Source organism: Streptomyces sp. NPDC015139 (genome assembly GCF_043079785.1).
Taxonomy (GTDB): Bacteria; Actinomycetota; Actinomycetes; order Streptomycetales; family Streptomycetaceae; genus Streptomyces; species Streptomyces albidocamelliae.
Window position 1 is genome coordinate 708,336 of the sequence record NZ_JBIBUW010000002.1, and the last position, 21,760, is coordinate 730,095.

A 21,760-nucleotide genomic window follows, 5' to 3' on the forward strand; every position below is an offset into this window, starting at 1 on the left:
AGCAAGGGAGCGGGCCGTGTCCGGTGTGTACCGGAACACGGCCCGCTCTTTGCTTTGAGGCGGTATCGAGCGAATCGCATCGTGGATACGATGCGAACGGGTATGGCGCATCCACCGGACAGCAACTGCACCTCTGAGTGGGGAGTCGGGGGCCATGCGATCGATGAACCGCACCGGACTGGTGAGCGCGGGTCTGAGCCTGGGAGCGGTCGGCGGGTTCGTCGGCAGCCTGCTCCGGGAACGGAGCGCTCTGACAGCCGCTCTCGATGCGGCGGGCGAGGAAAGTGAGGAACAGCCTTCATGGGGCGTCGGCTCGTGCCGCTCACGCTGGACAACCTTCAGGACCTTCCCCAGCGCTGTCGCTCGTGCGTCTTCTGGGAGCTGGACCCTGTCAGCGGCGAGGCGGCGCTGAAGGCGGGCACTTCCGCATCGGAGAAGGAGGCCTGGATCTCCGCGGTGCTGCTGGAGTGGGGATCATGCGGCCGCGTGGCCTATGTCGATGACGTGCCGGTGGGTTTTGTGCTCTACGCTCCGCCGGCCTATGTCCCGCGCTCCTCGGCCTTCCCCACGAGCCCGCTCTCGCCGGACGCCGTCCAGCTGATGACGGCCTTCATCATGCCCGGCTATCAGGGCCAGGGGCTCGGCCGTGTGCTGGTGCAGACGGTCGCCAAAGATCTTCTGCGTCGGGGCTTCAAGGCCATCGAGGCTTTCGGGGACTCGCGCTGGAAGGAGCCGGCCTGCATGCTGCCGGCCGATCACCTTCTGGCCGTGGGCTTCAAGACCGTCCGCCAGCATCCGACGCATCCTCGGTTGAGGCTGGAGCTGCGGTCGACCCTCTCCTGGAAGGAAGACGTGGAGATGGCCCTCGACCGGCTCTTGGGCGCGGTTCAGAAGGAGCCGGCGCTGAGGCCGCTGTAGCCGGGCTACGGGGGCGGCTGACGGCTGCGCAGCGCGTACATGCGAATGGGCCAACCCCTCAGGGGTTGGCCCATTCGTGTTTCACGTGAAACATCTGCCACCGGCCGGCGACGGCAGCGCTCCGATCATCGCCCTACTTGGTGATGAACTCTTCCAGGTCGCGAACGATCGCGGCCTTGGGCTTGGCGCCGACGATGGTCTTGGCGACCTCGCCACCCTGGTAGACGTTCAGGGTCGGGATGGACATGACGCCGTACTTGGCGGCCGTACCCGGGTTCTCATCGATGTTGAGCTTGACGATCTCGATCTTGTCGCCGTACTCGGCCGCGATCGCCTCGAGGGACGGGGCGATCTGGCGGCACGGACCGCACCAGGCGGCCCAGAAGTCCACCAGGACGGGCTTCTCGTTCTTGAGGACGTCCTGCTCGAAGGAATCGTCGGTCACGTTCTTCAGGGTGCCGGCCACGGCGGGCTCCTTAGCTTGTTCGTGCGGTGGGGCGGGGGAAGAGGAAAGTCAGACTGCGGCGGTCTTCTCGGGCTCCGCCTTGTCCTCGTCCGCGAGGGCGGCGAGGAAGCGCTCGGCGTCCAGAGCGGCGGAGCAGCCGGTGCCGGCCGCGGTGATCGCCTGGCGATAGGTGTGGTCGACCACGTCACCGGCGCCGAAGACGCCGGTCAGGTTGGTACGGGTGGAGGGGGAGGCGACCTTCAGGTAGCCCTCCTCATCCAGGTCCAGCTGCCCCTTGAAGAGCTCCGTGCGCGGGTCGTGGCCGATCGCGATGAACAGGCCGGTCACCGGCAGGTCGGACAGCTCGCCGGTCTTGACGTTGCGCAGCTTCAGACCGGAGAGCTTCTGGTCGCCCTGGACCTCGGCGATCTCGCTGTCCCACACGAACTTGATCTTCGGGTCGGCGAAGGCGCGCTCCTGCATGGCCTTGGAGGCGCGCAGCGTGTCCCGGCGGTGGACGATCGTCACGGACTTGGCGAACCGCGAGAGGAAGGTGGCCTCCTCCATCGCGGTGTCGCCACCGCCGATCACGGCGATGTCCTGGTCCTTGAAGAAGAAGCCGTCGCACGTGGCACACCAGGAGACACCGCGACCGGAGAGGGCGTCCTCGTTGGGCAGCCCGAGCTTGCGGTGCTGCGAGCCGGTGGTGACGATGACGGCCTTCGCCTGGTGAACCGTCCCGGCGGTGTCGGTGACAGTCTTGATCTCGCCCGTCAGGTCGACGGAGACGATGTCGTCCGGAATCAGCTCGGCGCCGAACCGCTCGGCCTGGGCGCGCATGTTGTCCATGAGGTCGGGGCCCATGATGCCCTCGCGGAAGCCCGGGAAGTTCTCGACCTCGGTGGTGTTCATCAGCGCACCACCTGCGGTGACGGCACCCTCGAACACCAGGGGCTTCAGCGACGCGCGCGCGGTGTAGAGCGCCGCCGTGTAGCCGGCGGGCCCGGAGCCGATGATGATCACGTTACGGACGTCGCTCACGGCTTGATTCCTCGTCTCTGGTCTGCGTCAGTCGACCGGTGGGAGCCCCTTTCGGGACTCTCACACCACCCAACGGATCCTACGGGGCCCGCATTCCCGGTGTGTCCGGGCACACGCACGCACCGAGAGACTGACGAAACGCTCCGCCAGTTCAGGACCGGGGGAAGGACTGCTTGAGGAGAACCTCGCCGACGGAGGAGGGCTGTTGACCGGCGCAGGCCGCGTCGACGACATAGGCCATGACACGCGCGCTGTCCTTGGCGTCACGGGCGACGACCAGGTAGGCGGCCTTCCCGTTGTACGTTCCCGTTTTGGCGCCCAGAACGGCGCCACTCTGCGGGAGCGCCTGCCGGACACAGTCGGGGACGGCGGCGTCGGTCTGGATCAGGGTGTTGGCACTCTCGGTCGACCCCGGGGTGTTCTGCTTGGTCCCGATGCCGCCGTCGGGGCTCTGGCTGCCGGTCCCTTGCCGCGTCTTCTTCCCGGCGAGCAGATCGGCGACCTGGCTCTGAACGCTGTTGCCGGAGAACGGCCCGGCGGAAGCGGTCGGGTGTCCGTGGGCTGTGGTGTCGGAGGGGTGGTCCTGGAAGGACTGGAGGACCAGTGAGCCGGCCCCCAGCACGGCAGCGGTGAGGACGGCACCCAGGACTACGCGCCTGCGCCGTCGGCCTCGCTCACGGCCCCTGCGGCCCGGACCGGTCGCCGCTTGGGGGTGCCCTGCCGGGCGACCCGACGTGGCCGTTGTTTCACGTGAAACATGCCCCTCGTCCTCCCCGTGACCGGCCTGGGTGGCTCCGAAGAGCGGGGCGTCGACCGTGTCCGGAGTGGTAGCGCTGAGCAGTGCCTCGGCGGCGAGGGCGGCATCGATGCGCCCGGCGACATCATCCGGCATGCGCTCGGCCCCGGCCACGGAGCCCAGCAGTCCCCTGATCTCCTCCAGCGAGGTGTGGACGTCCGCACACAGCTCGCACGACTCCAGGTGCCGGCGTATGTCCGAGCTACGGTCCGGTGGAAGAAGACCTTCGGTGAGGTCGGAGATCTCCGCGACGTCCGGGTGCCCGGCCGTGTCTGTCGAGGAATTCACGCTCGCCCACCTCCGCCCTTCACTACGGCTGAATCGCTCGTTCCCGCATCCCCGGGGCTTCCGTTCCGATCCCCCGCTGCCGGTGGGACGGATGCCCCCGTCGCCCGGTTCCGCCCCGGGCCGGATTCTTTTCCGCCCCCGGCGCCCTCGGGCCGTAGATGGGTGAGCAGGGGGAGCAGCTTGGCTCTGCCCCGGGCGCAGCGGCTCTTCACGGTGCCCGTCGGCACATCGAGGATCCGGGCGGCCTCCGCCACGGGGTAGCCCTGCATGTCCACGAGCACCAGGGCGGCCCGCTGCTCATAGGGGAGGGTGCCGAGCGCCTCCACCAGCTGACGCTGTACGTCGTTCCGCTCCGCCGGCGCCGAGGCCGACTCGTGCGGCTCCAGCAGCTGCTCCAGCCGCTCGGTGTCGTCGACGGGAGCGGTCTTCCGGGTGGCGGCCTTACGGGCCCGGTCCAGGCAGGCGTTGACCGTGATCCGGTGCAGCCACGTCGTGACGGCCGACTGCCCCCGGAAGGTGTGAGCGGCCCGGTAGGCGGACACGAGGGCGTCCTGGACCGCGTCAGCGGCCTCCTCGCGGTCCCCCAGCGTCCTCAGGGCAACGGCCCAGAGCCGATCCCGATGCCGCCGCACAATCTCCCCGAAGGCATCGTGATCGCCCTCGACATGACGAGCGAGCAACTCCTCGTCCCGCACGCCGCCGTACCCGGCACCTACAGCCATGGGCCCCTCCCTGGGGGGAACCTAGCTGGTGACCTTGATATCGGCCACTCTGCCGCGCCATTTGCCGTCGTCGGCCTGCATGGGCAGCTTGGTCAGCCACACGAGCAGGTACCGGGACTTGAGAGACTTGCCGGGCTTGAGTTGCACGGTCGATCCCGAACCCTCGGCGACCTTGGAGTAGTCGTTGAACGAGGTCGGCTCGGAGCCGGCGTCCGCACTCGCGCTGCGAAGTTCGACCGAGGTGTCGCCCACGAAGCTGACGGTCACCTTTCCGACCTGCTGGACCTTGCCGAGGTCGAGGATGACGCCCACGCCCGACTTCAGATTGCCGAACGCCGGGCTCAGGTAGAAGTCCGTCTGCCAGTAGGTGGCCGTGCTGCCGTCGTAGACCTTTCCTATGTCACCCGGCTTCTCGGACTGGTCCTTGCCGAACGGGTCGAAGTCCCGAGCGCTCTCGATGGCGATCGGCTTGCCGGACGTCGGCTTCTTCGCGCCCTTGTCCCCGCCGTCCTCGGTCTGGGTGTTGTTCGTGTCGGTCGGCTTGTCGCTGTGGTCCATCAGGGCGTCCGCCAACTGCCAGCTGCCCAGGCCGAGGGCGGCGATGAGGAGGGCGGAGACCGCCCACTTCAGCGCCTTGCCGGTACGGCTCTGCAGGGGAGGCGGCGGGGTCGTGAGGGGCTGGGTGGCCCCGGGGTGCGGCGCCGGGCGGCCGTAGGTGCCCTGCTGGTAGGTCGTGCGCTGGTACTCCGGCGGTGCCGTGAACGCCGGCTCCGGCGGGCGGATGCGGGGCATCTCGCCGATCGCCTTGACCAGCTCCTCAGGTGTGGTGCACGCGGCCTCGTGACGCGAGGCGGTGGCACCGTCGTTCACCAGAGCACGCATGGCCAGCTCGGACAGGCCGCGGTGGACGCCGGCGCGCACCTGGTCGGGTGCGATGAGCCCGATGTCCTTGGGGAGGCCGGACATGCCGTAGGCGTCGTTCTCGTACGGCCAGCGCTGGGTCAGCCCCGCGTACAGCAGGGCGCCGATCGCCTCGGTGTCGGCCCGCTGCGGGGTGTCGGTGCTGATGCCGCGCAGCGCGGCGTTCACCGCGAGGCCGCGGATGCGCCACTGGCCGCTGGAGGTACGCAGGACGGCGTTCGGGTTGAGCCGCAGATGGGCCAGGCCCTCACGGTGGGCGGCAGCCATCGCCGAGGCGATCTGACTGACCATCTGGTAGGCGTCGTGCGGCTCCAGCGGGCCGGCCGCCAGGAGCGGGGTCAGCTCGGTGGCGTCGGGCAGCCACTCGTGCACGACATAGACGAGGTCATTCTCCTCGACCGCGTCGAGGACCTGGACGAAGCGGGGATCACCCAGCAGCGCCGAGGAACGGGCCGCGGCGAGGACCGAACGGGCCCGCACATGATCCGCGGGAAGGATGTGGACGCCGACGGCACGACGGAGTTTCTCGTCGACCGCACGCCAACTGCTGAATCCGTCCAGTCGGGTGACGCACTCCTCCAGCCGGTACCGTCTGGCGAGCTTGTGACCGCTGTGCAGTTCGGGCGGGGACGTCTTCTGCCCGGGACCCTCGATTCCGCCGCTCCCCTGCGCCTCGTCGCTGTCCTTGTCCCGCTCCGGGTTCTTGGCCACCCCGTCGGCCGTGGACTGCTCCGCCTTGGCGGTCAGCGGTTGCTCACCGCTGTTGTCTGCCACGTCGACGGCAGCCGTGCTCCGTTCCGCCACCGTCGTCCCTGCCTCCCCATCCGTTGCACGCTGTCCGACGCCGAAACCAATTGTGCCCACAGTCCGCCGCTATGCACGACACACAGCGGCGGACGATGGTTGTGCGCCTACCCCCGCCTCAGCGCCCCAGACGCCCGCGAACCATACCCACGAGCGAGTTGAGCTCCTCGATGCGCATACGCCGGGCGGCGACGAAGAAGACGCCGAGCAGCACGGCGCCGCCCACGATCAGGGCGGCGAAGGAACCCACCACGCCGTGACCCAGGGTGTTCCCGATGCCGTAGCAGGCCGCGCCGCTGAGCAGGGCCGCGGGCACCGAGGCGATGGCCAGCCGCGCGTACGTGCGCAGCACCCGGGCCCCGTCCAGGTCGCCGCCGAGCCGCTTGCGCAGCCGCCGCCAGGCGATGCCCACACCGATCGCGTAGGCCAGGCCGTACGCGGCGGCCATTCCGGCGACCGCCCAGCGGGCCGGCAGCAGGAAGTAGCAGAGCGCGGAGGCGCCCGCGTTGACCGCCGCCACGATCACGGTGTTGTAGAAGGGCGTGCGGGTGTCTTCGTAGGCGTAGAAGGCGCGCAGGACGACGTACTGGACCGAATAGGGGATCAGGCCGAGGGCGAAGGCCATCAGCATGTATCCCATGTTGACGGCCGAGCTCGTCCCCGCCGAGCCGAAGATCAGCGTGCACATCGGGATGCCGAGCGCGAGGAAGCCGAAGGCGATGGGCACGATGGCGACCGCGGTGGTGCGCAGACCCTGGGAGATGTCGTCGCGCACCGCACCGGCGTCGTCCTCGGCCGCCGAGCGGGAGATGCGCGGCAGCAGGGCGGCCATCAGGGACACCGTGATGATGGCCTGCGGCAGCCCCCAGATCAGCTGGGCGTTGGCGTAGGCCGCGAAGCCGGTGCCCTTGACGCCGGAGTCCTTGCCGGCGGCCGTGGACAGCTGGGTGACGACCATGGCGCCCGCCTGGTTGGCGAGGACGAACAGGATCGTCCACTTGGCGAGCATCGCGGCCTTGCCCAGGCCGTGGCCCTTCCAGTCGAACCGCAGCCGGATCCGGAAGCCGGTCTCGCGCAGGTAGGGGATCATCGCCAGCGCCTGCACGACCAGACCGAGCAGCACGCCGACACCGAGCAGGCGCTGCCCCTCCGGCGGGATGCTGGTGACGTCCATGTGGGAGTTGGCGGCGCTGCCGTAGACCCAGATGAACGCGCCCAGCGAGATGATGATGACGATGTTGTTGAGGACCGGCGTCCACATCATCGCGCCGAACTTCCCGCGCGCGTTGAGGATCTGACCCATCACCACATGGATGCCCATGAAGAAGATCGAGGGCAGGAAGTAGCGGGTGAAGGTGACCGCCACGTCGTTGGCGGCCGGGTTGTCGGCGATGGGTTGCGACAGCGCCCGCACGAGGAGCGGCGCGGCGAACATCGCGAGGCCGGTGAGCGCGGCCAGTGCCACCATGACGAGGGTCAGCAGACGGTTGGCGAATGCCTCGCCGCCGTCTTCGTCCTCCTTCATGGACCGCACGAGCTGCGGCACGAAGACGGAGTTCAGACCGCCGCCCACGGTGAGGATGTAGATCATCGTCGGCAGCTGGTAGGCCACCTGGAAGGAGTCGGCGAGAAAGCCGAGGCCCAGGGCCGCGGCGATGAGTGCGGAGCGGACGAAGCCGGTGAGGCGGGAGACCATCGTGCCCGCCGCCATCACGGCACTGGACTTCAGCAGCCCGGCGGCCTTGCCGCCCTTCTTGGCGGGAGCGGCCGGGGCCGCGGGAGCCGCCGGCGCCTCGGCCATGACCGCGCCGGCCGGATCCGGGGCCGTGGTCGGCGCGGGCACCGGCGGCTGCGGCGGATTCCCGGCGAAAGGAGCCGCGGGGTACGCGGCCCCGGCGTACGGACCGCCCGGCTGCTGGCCCTGGCCGTACGGCGAGGGGTACGGTCCCGCTCCCCCTTGGCCGTAGCCCGGCGCCTGGGCAGGTCCCGGGACGCCCGGCTGGTCCATGGGCGGGTGTCCGCCGCCCTGCTGCTGGTCCTTGAAGAGATGCGCGAAGGCGTCCGGCTCGTGGTACTCCTCGCCGGAGTGCGACACCAGGTCGTCCACGCCCACGAACTGCGTCGTGCGCGGGTCGTCGCCGAAGGGCATGGTGTTCGCGCCCTCCGGCTCGGGCGCCGGCGTCTGAGCCCACACACGGGGGTCGGGGGCGTACGGCGTCTGGGCGGGCGGGGCGTAGAGCGGCTGCTGCTGCTCGTAGCTGCCCGGGGGCGGCGGCGGGTGCGCGGCGCGGTCGTAGAGCGCCTCGGCGACCGGGTCCTGCGCGGTCAGGTCGTGCGCCCGGTAGGGGTCCTGGTCGTAGGCGTCCTGGAGGTACATGTCCCCCGCGTGCTGCGGCGGTACCTGGCCGGGCTCTGGCGGCGTCTCGGGGTAGCCCGAGCCGGCCGCGCCCTGGCCGCGTTCACCGTCGTACGGCGCGTTCATGCTTACCCCACCTCATCGTCCCGGGCCCACCGGCCACGACATCGCTCAACGGTCCACTCTCTCACCCGTCCCGGACGGGTCGGTGCTTTCCGGTGCGGTGTCCGGCGCAGGGTCACTCGGCTGCTCCGGGTCGCCTGCCCCGGTGGCGGAGTCGGACTCCTCGGGGAGACGGTCGCCGGGTGCTCCGGGGTTCCCGGGCTCGTCGGTGGCCTCGGCCGTCCCTTCGGGGCCGTCCTCCTCGGCCTGGCGGGCGGCCGCGCGCTTGCGCTGGGTGTACATCCGGAAACCGGCGAGGACGAGCAGCAGCACGCCGCCGCCGATGACCAGCATCACCGTGGGGGTGACCTCGGTGACCTTCACGTCGAAGCTGACCGCGTCGCCGTACTCCTGGCCGTCCTCCGTGTACAGCTGGGCGATCACCGTGACGCGGCCGTTGGCGCCTGCCGCCGTGGCGAACTTCACGGACTGGCTGTGCCCGCCGGAGACCTCCACGGGCTGCTCGTAGTAGGCCTTGCCGTGGATCTTCAGACGGGTCGGCATGGTCGAGGTCAGGCGCAGGACCAGATGTCCGACGGGCTGGACCAGGTTGTTCTGGACGGTGACCGGGATGGTGGCGCTGCGGCCGGAGAGCTTGGTCTCCGACTTGTCGATCAGCTTCACCTGGTCGGCGAGCTCGTCGAGCCATGCCTCCACGCCGCCCCGGTAGGTGTCCGCCTCCTCGCCGCGGCCGCGCCACGACGTGGACATCTCACGGTTTATGGCCCGCCCGAACGGGGTGACCACACGGGACCGGTCGGCGAGGATCACCTGGAAGTTGTCGAGCTTGTCCTGGGTCAGCGCGATCTGCTGGAAGGCCGTCCGCGGCAGCTCCTGCCGGCGCAGCGAGGAGGGGTAGGCGGACGTCGACGGGATGCGCGTGGTGGCTTCGGCGTCGGGCTTGTCCTTGGCGGCCGCCGTGAGGTCCTGGGACTCGGACCAGGTGCTGTCCCGGAGAGCCTTCAGGGCGGTCGCCATCGCCTGAGCCTGGCTCGCGGTGGGTGTGCGCTGCGGTGCGACGACGATGCTGCGCTGCTCGCCGGTCTGGGCGTTCAGCTCGAGGGTCTGGGCGAGGAACCGCTGCACGGCGAGCGTGGACGAGCCGGCGTCCGTCAGATCGCGCTCGAAGGCGGTGGACAGTCGGCCGTCGGCCACCACCGCCGTGGTGCCTCCGCCGACCGGGCGGGCGGCGGAGGGGGTGTACGGCAACCCGGCCGTCTCCTGGAGGCTGTCGCTACGGGCGATCACCCGGTCGGCTCCGGCGGACGTGGCGACCTTCATGATCGACGGGTCCACGGCCCCGTTCACGGGCCAGGCGAAGTCGGTGCTCGGTGTGACGTGAAGCACGGTCTTGACCGTGGTGGCGGCGACGTCGGTGGCGCCCTTGAGGTAGCTAAGGGAGCCGGTGACGCTGGTGCCGTTGTGCGCGAGGGACGCCAGGTCGGGGTCGCCGAAGGGGAGCGCGACGACCTCCTTGCCCGCCACAGCCTTCTGCAGGTTCGCCAGCCACTGCTTGGCGAGCGCCTGATGCTCGCGGGAACCGGGCGTGGTGCTGTCACCGTCGCCCTGGATCCGGTAGTTGCCCAGCGCCATCGCGTCCACGGAGGCCAGCAGGTCCGGGTCGATCACCCAGGTGACGTCCAGGTCCTTGCCCAGCTCCACCATCTGCGCCAGCCGACCGCCCGGCGCGAGTTCCTCGGCCAGGTCGTCGTCACGGAACACCGGCGTCTGCTGCTCGCCCGCGCCCGTCTTGGCCGTCATGTGGACGGTGGACAGCAGTGGCCACAGGAACGTGGTCTTCGTCTTGGTGTCGGCCTCGGAGGGCTGCCACGGCAGGAACGTCCGCTGGATGCCGAGAGTCTGGTCCCAGGGCTGGGCGGAGGTCTGGCCGGACAGGGCGACACCGAACTCGTAGACGCCGTCCTGGCCGAGGTCCAGCTTGTCGACGGGCACGGAGATGCTGAAGTGCTCGGCGACGCCCGGGGCCAGCTTGGCGAACTTCTCCTCGTACTTGTCGCCGACCTCGGTGCCGGTACCGCCCTGCAGATCGTCGGCGTGCCGGGCGACCCCGTCGACGGCCGAGCGGGTGTTGAGCATCGGGCCCACCCGCAGACCCACGTGGGCGCCGGTGACGGTCTGCTTGCCCTTGTTGGTCACCGTGCCGGAGACGGTCAGCGTGTCCCCGTCACCGGGGGTATTGGGGCTGAGTGAATCCAGCGAGACGGCGACCGTGTCCGAGGCGGCGGCCTGGGCGGGCGCCGCGGCGGGCAGCTGGAGCAGACCGGCGAGCAATGGCGCACCCGCGAGCAGCGCGCCGGTGCGCCTCAGCCACCGACGGGCAGGTGAGGCACTGGTCCCCTGGAAGTGAGCCGCCTCGGCCACGCGCTCGTCCGTCCCTCGTCATCGTCAGTGGTCGTCGGAATGTGCGTCCACGCATGGTAACGAGGCGCGCTGAGGGGAAGTGCCGCGGTCTGCCAGACAAGATCGCATGGCAGACGGCACCCCGTCCTCTATATCCAGTATCGAGGGGACCACATCCGTACGCGGTAAGAGCTGCGATTGCGGGGGTATGGCAGGACCTGCTACGGCCGCCTAATGCGGGAGCCTCCGGAGGCGCGAGGCACGTACCCTCTTCTGTTGTGCCGAACGCCAACGAAGACACTCCCTCCGCCCTGAGCCAGGCGCAGCAGCGCGCGGTCGCCGAGCTGCTGCGGGTGGCCCCTGTCGCTGATGATCTCGCCCGCCGATTCCACGAGGCCGGGTTCTCCCTGGCCCTGGTGGGCGGATCGGTGCGCGACGCATTGCTGGGCCGGCTGGGGAACGATCTGGACTTCACCACCGACGCCCGCCCCGAGGACGTACTGAAGATCGTCCGGCCCTGGGCCGACGCCGTCTGGGACGTGGGAATCGCCTTCGGCACCGTCGGCGCACACAAGGGCGGCTACCAGATCGAGATCACCACCTACCGCTCGGAGGCCTACGACCGCACCTCCCGCAAGCCGGAGGTGGCGTACGGCGACTCCATCGAGGAGGACCTGGTCCGGCGTGACTTCACGGTCAACGCGATGGCCGTGGCGCTGCCCGAGAAGGAGTTCGTCGATCCTCACGGCGGCCTGGAGGACCTGGCGGCACGGGTGCTGCGCACGCCGGGCACGCCCGAGGCGTCGTTCTCGGACGATCCCCTGCGGATGATGCGGGCGGCCCGCTTCGCCGCCCAGCTGGACTTCGAGGTGGCCCCCGAGGTCGTCACCGCCATGACGGAGATGTCCGGACGGATCGAGATCGTCTCCGCGGAGCGGGTCCGTGACGAGCTCAACAAGCTGATCCTCTCCGACAACCCGCGCAAGGGCCTGTCCCTGCTCGTCGACACCGGGCTCGCCGACCATGTGCTGCCCGAGCTTCCGGCACTGCGCCTGGAGAGTGACGAGCACCACCGGCACAAGGACGTCTACGACCACACGCTCATCGTCCTGGAGCAGGCGATGGCGCTGGAGACCGACGGCCCCGACCTCACGCTCCGGCTGGCCGCCCTGCTGCACGACATCGGCAAGCCGCGTACGCGCCGCTTCGAGAAGGACGGCCGGGTCTCGTTCCACCACCACGAGGTGGTCGGCGCCAAGATGACCAAGAAGCGCATGACCGCCCTGAAATACTCCAACGAGCTGGTGAAGGACGTCTCACGGCTGGTCGAACTGCATCTGCGCTTCCACGGCTACGGCACCGGTGAGTGGACGGACTCGGCGGTCCGCCGGTACGTCCGCGACGGGGGCCCGCTGCTGGACCGCCTGCACAAGCTGACCCGATCCGACTGCACCACCCGCAACAAGCGCAAGGCCGCCACGCTGTCCCGGGCCTATGACGGCCTGGAGGAGCGGATCGCCCAGCTTCAGGAGCGGGAGGAGCTGGACTCGATCCGTCCGGACCTCGACGGCAACCAGATCATGGAGATCCTGGGCGTGGGCCCCGGACCGGTCATTGGCCAGGCGTACAAGCACATGCTGGAGCTCCGCCTGGAGAACGGGCCCATGGAGCACGATGCCGCGGTGGCCGCTCTCAAGGAGTGGTGGGCCGCGCAGAGCTGAGCCGGGGGCCGGGCAGTGTTTCACGTGAAACATTCACCGGCCCCGGCGAAGGCGAGGGGCGATGTTTCACGTGAAACATCGCCCCTGTTTTCCTTCTCACTCTTGGTCCCACCGTCGCTCGAAGCGGCCCAGCGCCAGGGCGACCGCCCCGTAGATCAGGGCGACGAGCACTACCAGGACGGCCGAGCGGCCGCTCGGCGGCAGCATCAGAGCCGCCACGCCCGCCGCGCCGACGAACGCCACATTGAACAGGACGTCGTACACGGAGAAGACCCGGCCGCGGAAGCCGTCATCGACGGACGCCTGGACGATCGTGTCCGTGGCGATCTTGGCGCCCTGGGTGGTCAGGCCCAGCAGGAAGGCCGCGACCAGCAGCGGCCCGGTGGTGAACGACAGGCCCAGGGCCGGTACCAGCACCGCGGCCGTACCGGAGCACACCACGATCCACCGGCCGGGGCCGAGACGTCCCGCCGTCCACGGGGTCAGCGCGGCCGCGGCGAAGAAGCCGGCGCCGGACAGGGCCAGCATCAGTCCCAGCAGACGAAGGCCGTCGTCCGTGCTGGTGGAGAGGGAATAGCGGCACAGCATGAGGAGCAGGACCAGGAGCGCGCCGTAGCAGAAGCGCATCGATGTCATCGCGGCCAGCGACCAGGCCGCCTCCCTGCGCCGGGGCTCGCCCAGGTGTCGCACGGCCGCCATCAGATCGCGTGCGTCGTCGGCGAGCGCGGTGCCCAGACGTGACCGTGCCGGCCGCCGGTCCGGGCCGAGGAGGGTGGGGGCCATGCTCAGGGACGCGAGGCCCGCGCAGAGGTAGAGGAAGGCGCCGAGCAGTACCACCGCGGCGTCGGAGCCCGATGCCCCCAGTCGCACGGCGAAGGCGAGACCACCACCGGCGGTCGCCGCGAGGGTCCCGGCTGTCGGGGACAGGGAGTTGGCCAGCACCAGACGCTCGGTGTCGGCCACGCGGGGCAGCGCGGCGGACAGCCCGGCGAGGACGAAGCGGTTGACGGCCGTCACGCAGAGCGCGGACACGTAGAAGAGCCAGTCCGGGACGTCACTGATCATCAGGACGGCGGTGACACCGGCCAGCAGTGCGCGCAGCACATTGCCGTACAGGAAGACCTGCCGGCGGCGCCAGCGGTCCAGCAGGACTCCCGCGAACGGGCCGACCAGTGAATAGGGGAGCAGCAGGACCGCCATCGCCGAGGCGATCGCGGTGGCCGAGGTCTGCTTCTCCGGGGAGAAGACGACGTAGGCGGCGAGCGCGACCTGGTAGACCCCGTCGGCGCCCTGGGACAGCAGGCGGACGTACAGCAGGCGCCGGAAGTTCCGCAGACGCAACAGGACGCGCAGGTCACGGACGACGGGCATGGATCACACCTCACACATGCGGAGGGTCCCCGGGTCGACAACCCGGGGACCCTCCGCAGCCCTGGCAGGAGCGTTCTCGTGCGAGCGGCTGTCTTAGCGCTCGACCTCGCCGCTGATGAACTTCTCGACGTTCGTGCGGGCCTCGTCGTCGAAGTACTGGACCGGCGGGGACTTCATGAAGTACGAGGACGCGGAGAGGATCGGGCCGCCGATGCCGCGGTCCTTGGCGATCTTCGCGGCACGCAGCGCGTCGATGATGACACCCGCGGAGTTCGGGGAGTCCCAGACCTCGAGCTTGTACTCGAGGTTCAGCGGGACGTCACCGAAGGCGCGGCCCTCGAGGCGGACGTAGGCCCACTTGCGGTCGTCCAGCCAGGCCACGTAGTCGGACGGGCCGATGTGCACGTTCTTCTCGCCGAGGTCCCGGTCGGGGATCTGCGAGGTCACGGCCTGCGTCTTGGAGATCTTCTTGGACTCCAGGCGCTCGCGCTCGAGCATGTTCTTGAAGTCCATGTTGCCGCCGACGTTCAGCTGCATCGTGCGGTCGAGGATGACACCGCGGTCCTCGAACAGCTTCGCCATGACGCGGTGCGTGATGGTGGCGCCGACCTGCGACTTGATGTCGTCACCGACGATCGGGACACCGGCCTCGGTGAACTTGTCCGCCCACTCCTTGGTGCCGGCGATGAAGACCGGGAGCGCGTTGACGAAGGCGACCTTGGCGTCGATGGCGCACTGGGCGTAGAACTTCGCCGCGTCCTCGGAACCGACGGGCAGGTAGCAGACCAGGACGTCGACCTGCTTGTCCTTCAGGATCTGGACGACGTCGACCGGCTCGGCGTCGGACTCCTCGATGGTGGCCCGGTAGTACTTGCCGAGACCGTCGAAGGTGTGACCGCGCTGGACCGTGACACCGCTGTTGGGCACGTCACAGATCTTGATGGTGTTGTTCTCCGAGGCACCGATCGCGTCCGCGAGGTCGAGGCCGACCTTCTTGGCGTCGACGTCGAAGGCGGCGACGAACTCGACGTCGCGCACGTGGTAGTCACCGAACTGCACGTGCATCAGGCCGGGGACCTTCGACGCCGGGTCGGCGTCCTTGTAGTACTCGACGCCCTGCACCAGCGACGCGGCGCAGTTGCCCACGCCGACGATGGCTACGCGAACCGAACCCATTCCGGTTGCTCCCTGTGTGTACGAGTGAGGCCCTGAGTGGGTCTCACGTGGCGGTGTCGTCGGGCGTATCCGTCCGGGGGGTTTCCCCGGCGCGGGGCAGGCCGCCCGTCGATCCAGTGGTGGTGTCCTGCTGAGCGGGCCCCCCGGACGCGGAACCCTTCAGGTCCCGTCCGGCCCGCTCGCTCTCGATGAGCTCGTTCAGCCAGCGCACTTCGCGCTCCACGGACTCCATTCCGTGGCGCTGGAGCTCGAGTGTGTAGTCGTCGAGGCGCTCCCGCGTGCGCGCCAGGGAGGTGCGCATCTTCTCCAGGCGCTCCTCCAGGCGGCTGCGCCGGCCTTCCAGCACGCGCATGCGCACATCGCGCGAGGTCTGCCCGAAGAAGGCGAACCGTGCCGCGAAGTGCTCGTCCTCGTAGGCGTCGGGGCCGGTCTGCGAGAGCAGTTCCTCGAAGTGCTCCTTGCCCTCGGCCGTCAACCGGTAGACGATCTTGGCGCGTCGTCCGGTGAGGGGGGCGGTGAGGGCGTCCTCGTGGGTGCTGCCGGGTTCCTCGATCAACCAGCCGTTGGTGACCAGTGTCTTGAGGCAGGGGTACAGGGTTCCGTAGCTGAACGCACGGAACACACCCAGTGAAGTATTGAGTCGCTTGCGCAGCTCGTAGCCGTGCATGGGGGACTCGCGGAGCAGGCCGAGCACGGCGAACTCGAGGATGCCGGAGCGCCGGCTCATCGTCGCCTCCTCTCGCCCCGCAGGTGGTCCCGCAGGTCTCGCAGTGCCTCTCAGCGTCTTTATCTCGCGCTGATGTATCGACTCGATACATCTCGACGATAGAACGGCCTTGCCTGTGCGACAAGAGGGAGGGTGGTGAACGGGATCACATCACCGATTCGTAGGAGGTGAGTTGCCTGATTTGGGGTGAACTTCCAGACTCGGCAGGTTTTGGCGGTGCGTAGTCTGTGCGGCATGCACACCGCCGGGAACCAAGTGACGTTTGGGGAGCGTCCTTGTTCCCGGTGCAGTACGGGTGAATGCAGAACCGACCACATCCGTATTTCGGGGGGACCGGAAATCAGCCGCCGTTCCAGGCGCGCAGGGGTGCGCCTGCCCGAGGAGTAATCGTTCGATGAGCGAGCACCGTCGCAAACCGCCGCAGCCGCAGGGAGGCGGACGTGCCGCGGCCCGACGCGGCCAGCCCGATGCGTCCTCCGGCCGCCGTGCGGCACCGCGAGGCGCCACCGGGTCTCCTGCCGACTCCTATGGCTCGGGAGGTGAGGAGCGCTCCTACGGCGGACGTGCAGAGGCCCGCCGAGCGGCGCAGAAGGGCAGCCGCCGCCGAGCGCCCGAGAACGCGGGCCCGGGCGGCCGCCGTGGCGGTCCGGGAGGTCCGACCGGACCCGGGCGCGGCAGAGGCCGCGCGACTCCGCCTCCCGGTAAGAAGCGCTTCATCGACTATCCCAGGTCCGACAAGTTCGGCTGGCAGCGCTGGATGCCGTCCTGGAAGCTTGTGACCGGCCTGTTCATCGGCTTCATGGGAAGCCTCGTGGCCGTGGCGGGCATCGGGTACGCGATGGTGGACATCCCCATCGTGGCGAAGACCGCCAAGGCGCAGAACAACGTCTACTACTGGTCCGACGGTTCGGTGATGGTCGCGACCGGCGGTGAGATCAACCGCCAGATCATCAACTACGCGGACATCCCCAAGGAGATGCGCTACGCCGTCATCTCGCAGGAGAACAAGACCTTCGAGACCGACAGCGGCATCGACCCCAAGGGCATCGCGCGCGCGGTCTTCAACATGGCCAAGGGCGGTCAGACACAGGGTGGCTCGACGATCACCCAGCAGTACGTGAAGAACGCCATGCTGGACGACCAGTCGCAGACGCTCTCCCGCAAGTTCAAGGAGATCTTCGTCTCGATCAAGGTGGGCGCCGAGGTTCCGAAGCCGCAGATCATGGCCGGTTACCTGAACTCGGCCTACTTCGGCCGTGGCGCCTATGGCCTCGAGGCGGCCTCCCGTGCCTACTTCAACAAGGACGCCGACTCACTGAACCCGGGCGAGTGCGCCTTCCTGGCGGCGATGCTCAAGGGCGCCACCTATTACGACCCGGCAGGCGCCACCTCGCTGGACCCGACCGGCGCCACCCCCGAGGCGAACAAGAAGCGTGCCCTGTCGCAGATGCAGGACACCCTCGACAAGATGGTCGAGTACGGCCACCTGAGCGCCACCGACCGGGCCAAGTACCGGACTCTCCCGAAGTGGCAGAACCCGCGGTCGAACAGCCGGCTCGGCGGGCAGATCGGCTATCTGGTCGACCTCGCGAAGTCCTATCTGATCAACAACAGCGAGAAGACCAAGGTCACCGAGGAAAAGCTGCAGAAGGGCGGCTACCGGATCTACACGACCTTCGACAAGACGAAGGTCAAGGAACTGGAGTCCGCGGTCAAGAAGGTCCAGAAGAACAACATCAAGCCGAAGCAGCGTCCGGAGACCGATACCCACGTCCAGTTCGGCGGAGCCTCGGTGGACCCGGCGTCGGGTGCCATCAAGGCCATCTACGGTGGTGAGGACGCGACCAAGCACTTCACCAACAACGCCGACTCCACCGGCGCCCAGGTCGGCTCGACGTTCAAGCCGTTCGTGCTGGCGGCGGCGATGAAGTGGGGCGTCCGGAACCCGGACCTCAGTGCGGACCAGGCGCAGGACGAGCGTACGCAGGCCTCCCCCAAGAGCCTGTACAGCGGCAAGAACAAGCTGAAGATCAAGAACTACGACGGGTCGGTCTGGACGGACAAGGACGGCAAGGAGTGGCTCCAGACCAACGACGGCAACGAGTCCGTCAACCCTCCGACGTACAAGATCGACCTTCGTGAGGCGATGCGGCTCTCGGTGAACTCCGCCTACGTCCAGCTCGGCATGGACGTCGGCCTGGACAAGGTCAAGGAGACGGCACTGGACGCGGGCGTTCTGGAGGGCAGTCTCGCCAGCGCGAACTATCCGTCGTTCTCGATCGGTACGTCCGACCCCAGCGCGATCCGCATGGCGGGCGCCTATGCCACGTTCGCCGCGAGCGGCGAGCAGAACTCCCCGTACTCGGTCTCCAAGGTCGAGGACAAGGACGGGCAGGTCTACAAGCACCGGGCGGAGACCAAGGAGGCCTTCACCTCGGCGGTGGCGGACAACGTCACCGACGTCCTGAAGACGGTGGTCGACAAGGGCACCGGTACCAGCGCCAGGCTCCCGGGCCGCCCTGTGGCCGGCAAGACCGGTACCACGGACGGCAACAAGTCCGCCTGGTTCGTGGGGTACACCCCGCAGCTGTCCACCGCGATCAGCATGTTCCGCCTGGACGACAACGCGAACAACAAGAAGCGCACGTTCCTGGAGATGTACGGAACCGGTGGCCAGGAGAAGATCCACGGCGCCTCGTTCCCGGCCGAGATCTGGCACGACTACATGGCGCAGGCGCTGAAGAACGAGTCGGTGAAGCCGTTCCCGACGCCTGTGCCCATCGGCAAGGTGATCAACGCCGAGCCGAGCCCCACCCCGACTCCGTCGGTCACCCAGACCGAGGAGACGAGTCCGACACCGACTCCGACGCCGACCCAGAGCTCGCCCTCGCCGACGCCCTCGGCCAGCGACACCTGCGGCTTCTTCGGCTGCAACAACGGTGGCAACAACAACGGTGGCGCCGGCAACGGTGGTACGGACGGTGGCACCGACGGGGGCTCGACACCGACACCGACGATCACGGAGACCACCACTAGCGGCGGCACCCGGGGCAATGGCAACGGTGGCTTCTTCGGAGGCCAGGACGGCTAGCGCCGCTTTCTGCCCGGTTGGCGGCCATACCGTCCGTCCTGGGTGTTTCACGTGAAACATGGGCCGCCGCACCGACGAGGTGCGGCGGCCCACGGCGTTTTCATGGACAGGTACGGCAGGATGTGCCCCATGCCCAGTGCAGAGATGACGCCCGCGAGCACGCACGAGCCCGAGCCCGTGCGGCGCACCACGGCAGAACCGGTGCAGCCGACCAGGGAGGACGAGGTCGCCGCGGCCGGCAGTGAGCTGATCGGCGGTCCCCTCGGGCGGCGTGCCCTGCTCGGGACCTCCTGGTGGACCCCGGTACGGGTCGTCGCGCTCGTGGCGATCGGCATGTTCGCCCTCGGCCTGGTCCAGAAGGCGCCCTGCTACGACGGGGCCTGGTTCTTCGGCGCGAGCAGCCAGTACACCCATGCCTGTTACTCGGACATCCCGCACCTCTACCAGGGCCGCGGGTTCGCCGACCACCTCGTGCCGTATTTCGACAGGCTCTCGGGGGACATGGACTACCTCGAATACCCGGTGCTGACCGGAGTGTTCATGGAGGTGGCCTCCTGGCTGACCCCGCACAGCGGCAGCATTCAGCACCAGGAGCAGTGGTACTGGTTCGTCAACGCCGGCCTGCTCATGGTGTGTGCGGCCGTCATCGCGGTGTGCGTGGCGCGGACCCAGCGTCGCCGCCCCTGGGACGGCCTGCTGGTGGCTCTGGCACCCGCCTTCGCTCTCACCGCGACCATCAACTGGGACCTGCTGGCCGTGGCGCTGACGGCCGCGGCGATGCTCATGTGGTCCCGGAGCCGGCCCGCCGCCTTCGGCGTCCTCCTGGGGCTCGCCACGGCCGCCAAGCTGTACCCCCTGTTCCTGCTCGCCCCGCTGCTGGTGCTGTGCTGGCGGGCGGGCAAGTGGCGGGAGTTCTTCCAGGCCGTGGGCGGCGCGCTGGTCGCCTGGCTTGTGGTGAACCTGCCGGTGATGCTGTTCGCGTTCGACGGCTGGTCGAAGTTCTACCGGTTCAGCCACGACCGAGGCGTCGACTTCGGTTCCTTCTGGCTGATCTGGGCGCAGAACTCCAGCCACCCGCCCACCACCGACTTCGTGAACACCGTGGCCTCGGTGCTGGTGGTGCTCTGTTTCCTCGGGATCAGCGCGTTGACGTTCACCGCGCCGCGGCGGCCGCGCTTCGCCCAGCTGGCCTTTCTGATGATCGCGGCCTTCGTGCTCACCAACAAGGTCTACTCACCGCAGTACGTGCTGTGGCTGGTGCCGCTGGCGGTCCTCGCCCGGCCGAAGTGGCGGGACTTCCTGATCTGGCAGGCGTGCGAGGTGGCCTACTTCCTGGGCATCTGGCTCTACCTCGCGTACACGACCAGCGGAGACGCCCACAAGGGCCTGCCGACGCACGGCTACCACTGGACGATCGTGCTGCACCTGCTGGGCACGCTCTACCTGTGCGCCGTCGTCGTACGGGACATCCTCATGCCGGAGCGGGATGTGGTCCGCAGGTCGGGCGACGACGACCCCTCGGGCGGGGTGCTCGACGGTGCGGAGGATGTCTTCGTGCTCGGTGCGGCGGCCCACCCGCCTCGTCACGCGGCGCACTCCGACGGTCCCCCGGTGGACTGGGGGCGGCCCGAGCACGTGCCCCACGAGGAGCGTTCGCTCTGAGCGAACTCCCCTGGCAGGGTTTATGAAGAAGGCCGTACACGCGAGGCGTGTACGGCCTTCCTGCTAATCCGGGAGGAGGTCTCCGCCCCGATCGGACCGGGGCTAGCGGTCCACGATCCGGTCGAACTGCGTGGTGGTGTGCCGCAGATGGGCCACGAGTTCGTCACCGACCTTCGGCTCCGGGGCGTCCGACGGGACGAACAGGATGGAGACCTGCATGTGCGGCGGCTCGGCGAACCAGCGCTGCTTGCCGCCCCAGACGAACGGAGAAAGGTTCCGGTTGACCGTGGCGAGGCCGGCCCGGGCGACGCCCTTGGCGCGCGGCATGACACCGTGCAGAGCCTTCGGGGCCTCCAGGCCCACCCCGTGAGACGTACCGCCCGCCACGACCACCAGGAAGCCGTCCGAGGCCGCCTTCTGCTGCCGGTAGCCGAAGCGGTCACCCTTGGCCACACGCGTGACGTCCAGGACGGCACCGTGGTACTCGGTGGCCTCGTGGTCCCCCAGCCACAGGCGGGTGCCGATGCGGGCGCGGAACTGCGTCTGCGGGAACTGCTGCTGGAGCCGGGCGAGTTCGTCGGCCTTGAGGTGGCTGACGAACATCGTGTGCAGCGGCAGCCGGGCCGCGCGCAGCCGGTCCATCCAGCCGATGACCTCCTCGACGGCGTCCGAGCCGTCGGTGCGGTCCAGCGGCAGGTGGATGGCGAAGCCCTCCAGCCGGACGTTCTCTATGGCCTGGTGCAGCTGTGGCAGGTCCTGCTCGCTGATGCCGTGGCGCTTCATCGAGGACATCACCTCGATGACGACACGCGCGCCCACGAGGCCGTACACGCCGTCGATCGACGACACCGAGCGCACCACCCGGTCGGGCAGCGGCACGGGCTCCTCGCCGCGTCGGTACGGCGTCAGCACCAGCAGGTCCCCGCCGAAGAAGTCCTTGATGCGCGCGGCCTCGTACGTCGTGCCGACGGCGAGCAGGTCCGCGCCGAGTCGCGTGGCCTCCTCCGCCAGGCGCTCGTGTCCGAAGCCGTAGCCGTTGCCCTTGCAGACCGGGACGAGCCCCGGGAACTGCTCCTGCACGTGCTTGTGGTGCGCCCGCCAGCGCGCGGTGTCGACGTAGAGCGTGAGCGCCATGGCCGGACCCGGAACCTTTCTCGTGGCTGCCGTGTGTCAGAGGTGTGGAAGCTGTGCTGCCTAT

The 21,760-nt window shown here is 69.0% G+C and carries 15 protein-coding genes; 4 read left to right on the forward strand and 11 right to left on the reverse strand.

The window, feature by feature from the left end; all coding sequences use genetic code 11:
- Positions 1-300 precede the first annotated feature (300 nt).
- Complete coding sequence (locus ACF08B_RS07740; protein WP_392316539.1) at positions 301-918, forward strand: GNAT family N-acetyltransferase; 618 nt, start codon at positions 301-303, stop codon at positions 916-918.
- A gap of 133 nt (positions 919-1,051) precedes the next feature.
- On the opposite strand, the gene trxA is transcribed toward ACF08B_RS07740, so the two are convergent.
- From trxA to ACF08B_RS07775, 7 genes are all read right to left on the reverse strand, one after another.
- Complete coding sequence (gene trxA, locus ACF08B_RS07745) at positions 1,052-1,384, reverse strand: thioredoxin (protein ID WP_073887332.1); 333 nt, start codon at positions 1,382-1,384, stop codon at positions 1,052-1,054.
- 48 nt (positions 1,385-1,432) lie between these two features.
- Entirely contained in the window at positions 1,433-2,404 is a 972-nt protein-coding gene (gene trxB, locus ACF08B_RS07750; RefSeq protein WP_392316540.1) for a thioredoxin-disulfide reductase, read from the reverse strand.
- 151 nt (positions 2,405-2,555) lie between these two features.
- Positions 2,556-3,488, reverse strand: a complete 933-nt coding sequence (locus ACF08B_RS07755) for a hypothetical protein (RefSeq protein ID WP_392316541.1) — start codon at positions 3,486-3,488, stop codon at positions 2,556-2,558.
- On the reverse strand, positions 3,485-4,210 hold the full coding sequence (gene sigM, locus ACF08B_RS07760; RefSeq protein WP_392316542.1) for an RNA polymerase sigma factor SigM: 726 nt from the start codon (positions 4,208-4,210) through the stop codon (positions 3,485-3,487). The genes ACF08B_RS07755 and sigM overlap by 4 nt, the downstream gene beginning before the upstream one ends.
- Before the next feature lie 21 nt (positions 4,211-4,231).
- The gene (locus ACF08B_RS07765) at positions 4,232-5,935 is read right to left on the reverse strand and encodes a protein kinase family protein (protein ID WP_392316543.1); all 1,704 of its coding nucleotides are present in this window, start codon (positions 5,933-5,935) and stop codon (positions 4,232-4,234) included.
- 118 nt (positions 5,936-6,053) lie between these two features.
- Entirely contained in the window at positions 6,054-8,417 is a 2,364-nt protein-coding gene (gene murJ, locus ACF08B_RS07770) for a murein biosynthesis integral membrane protein MurJ (RefSeq protein WP_392316544.1), read from the reverse strand.
- A gap of 45 nt (positions 8,418-8,462) precedes the next feature.
- On the reverse strand, positions 8,463-10,835 hold the full coding sequence (locus ACF08B_RS07775; protein WP_392316545.1) for a DUF6049 family protein: 2,373 nt from the start codon (positions 10,833-10,835) through the stop codon (positions 8,463-8,465).
- Positions 10,836-11,092: 257 nt separating this feature from the next.
- Here ACF08B_RS07775 and ACF08B_RS07780 point away from each other — a divergent pair, with 257 nt between their 5' ends.
- Positions 11,093-12,535: a CCA tRNA nucleotidyltransferase gene (locus ACF08B_RS07780; protein WP_392316546.1), complete on the forward strand. Its 1,443-nt coding sequence runs from the start codon at positions 11,093-11,095 to the stop codon at positions 12,533-12,535.
- 96 nt (positions 12,536-12,631) lie between these two features.
- Here the strand turns inward: ACF08B_RS07780 and ACF08B_RS07785 are convergent, their stop codons facing one another.
- The 3 genes from ACF08B_RS07785 to ACF08B_RS07795 all read right to left on the reverse strand — a co-directional run bounded on the left by ACF08B_RS07785 (position 12,632) and on the right by ACF08B_RS07795 (position 15,809).
- A complete protein-coding gene (locus tag ACF08B_RS07785) occupies positions 12,632-13,906 on the reverse strand; it encodes an MFS transporter (protein ID WP_392316547.1) in 1,275 nt (424 codons plus the stop codon).
- 93 nt (positions 13,907-13,999) lie between these two features.
- Positions 14,000-15,082: an inositol-3-phosphate synthase gene (locus ACF08B_RS07790; protein ID WP_093476288.1), complete on the reverse strand. Its 1,083-nt coding sequence runs from the start codon at positions 15,080-15,082 to the stop codon at positions 14,000-14,002.
- Positions 15,083-15,125: 43 nt separating this feature from the next.
- Complete coding sequence (locus ACF08B_RS07795; RefSeq protein WP_093696896.1) at positions 15,126-15,809, reverse strand: PadR family transcriptional regulator; 684 nt, start codon at positions 15,807-15,809, stop codon at positions 15,126-15,128.
- 394 nt (positions 15,810-16,203) lie between these two features.
- On the opposite strand from ACF08B_RS07795, the gene ACF08B_RS07800 reads away from it, so the two are divergent.
- Together ACF08B_RS07800 and ACF08B_RS07805 are read left to right on the forward strand one after the other, a co-directional pair.
- Positions 16,204-18,900: a transglycosylase domain-containing protein gene (locus ACF08B_RS07800; RefSeq protein WP_392316548.1), complete on the forward strand. Its 2,697-nt coding sequence runs from the start codon at positions 16,204-16,206 to the stop codon at positions 18,898-18,900.
- Positions 18,901-19,029: 129 nt separating this feature from the next.
- Positions 19,030-20,562: a glycosyltransferase family 87 protein gene (locus tag ACF08B_RS07805; RefSeq protein ID WP_392316549.1), complete on the forward strand. Its 1,533-nt coding sequence runs from the start codon at positions 19,030-19,032 to the stop codon at positions 20,560-20,562.
- Positions 20,563-20,664: 102 nt separating this feature from the next.
- Here the strand turns inward: ACF08B_RS07805 and ACF08B_RS07810 are convergent, their stop codons facing one another.
- Entirely contained in the window at positions 20,665-21,696 is a 1,032-nt protein-coding gene (locus ACF08B_RS07810) for an alanine racemase (protein ID WP_392316550.1), read from the reverse strand.
- Positions 21,697-21,760: the final 64 nt, after the last annotated feature.

What these genes read in the sequence shown, in the direction of transcription:
- ACF08B_RS07795 (WP_093696896.1), bottom strand. Translation starts at nt 15,809, where the DNA reads ATGAGCCGGCGCTCCGGCATCCTCGAGTTCGCCGTGCTCGGCCTGCTC.
- ACF08B_RS07800 (WP_392316548.1), top strand. Translation starts at nt 16,204, where the DNA reads ATGAGCGAGCACCGTCGCAAACCGCCGCAGCCGCAGGGAGGCGGACGT.
- ACF08B_RS07805 (WP_392316549.1), top strand. Translation starts at nt 19,030, where the DNA reads ATGCCCAGTGCAGAGATGACGCCCGCGAGCACGCACGAGCCCGAGCCC.
- murJ (WP_392316544.1), bottom strand. Translation starts at nt 8,417, where the DNA reads ATGAACGCGCCGTACGACGGTGAACGCGGCCAGGGCGCGGCCGGCTCG.
- ACF08B_RS07785 (WP_392316547.1), bottom strand. Translation starts at nt 13,906, where the DNA reads ATGCCCGTCGTCCGTGACCTGCGCGTCCTGTTGCGTCTGCGGAACTTC.
- ACF08B_RS07740 (WP_392316539.1), top strand. Translation starts at nt 301, where the DNA reads ATGGGGCGTCGGCTCGTGCCGCTCACGCTGGACAACCTTCAGGACCTT.
- ACF08B_RS07810 (WP_392316550.1), bottom strand. Translation starts at nt 21,696, where the DNA reads ATGGCGCTCACGCTCTACGTCGACACCGCGCGCTGGCGGGCGCACCAC.
- ACF08B_RS07790 (WP_093476288.1), bottom strand. Translation starts at nt 15,082, where the DNA reads ATGGGTTCGGTTCGCGTAGCCATCGTCGGCGTGGGCAACTGCGCCGCG.
- sigM (WP_392316542.1), bottom strand. Translation starts at nt 4,210, where the DNA reads ATGGCTGTAGGTGCCGGGTACGGCGGCGTGCGGGACGAGGAGTTGCTC.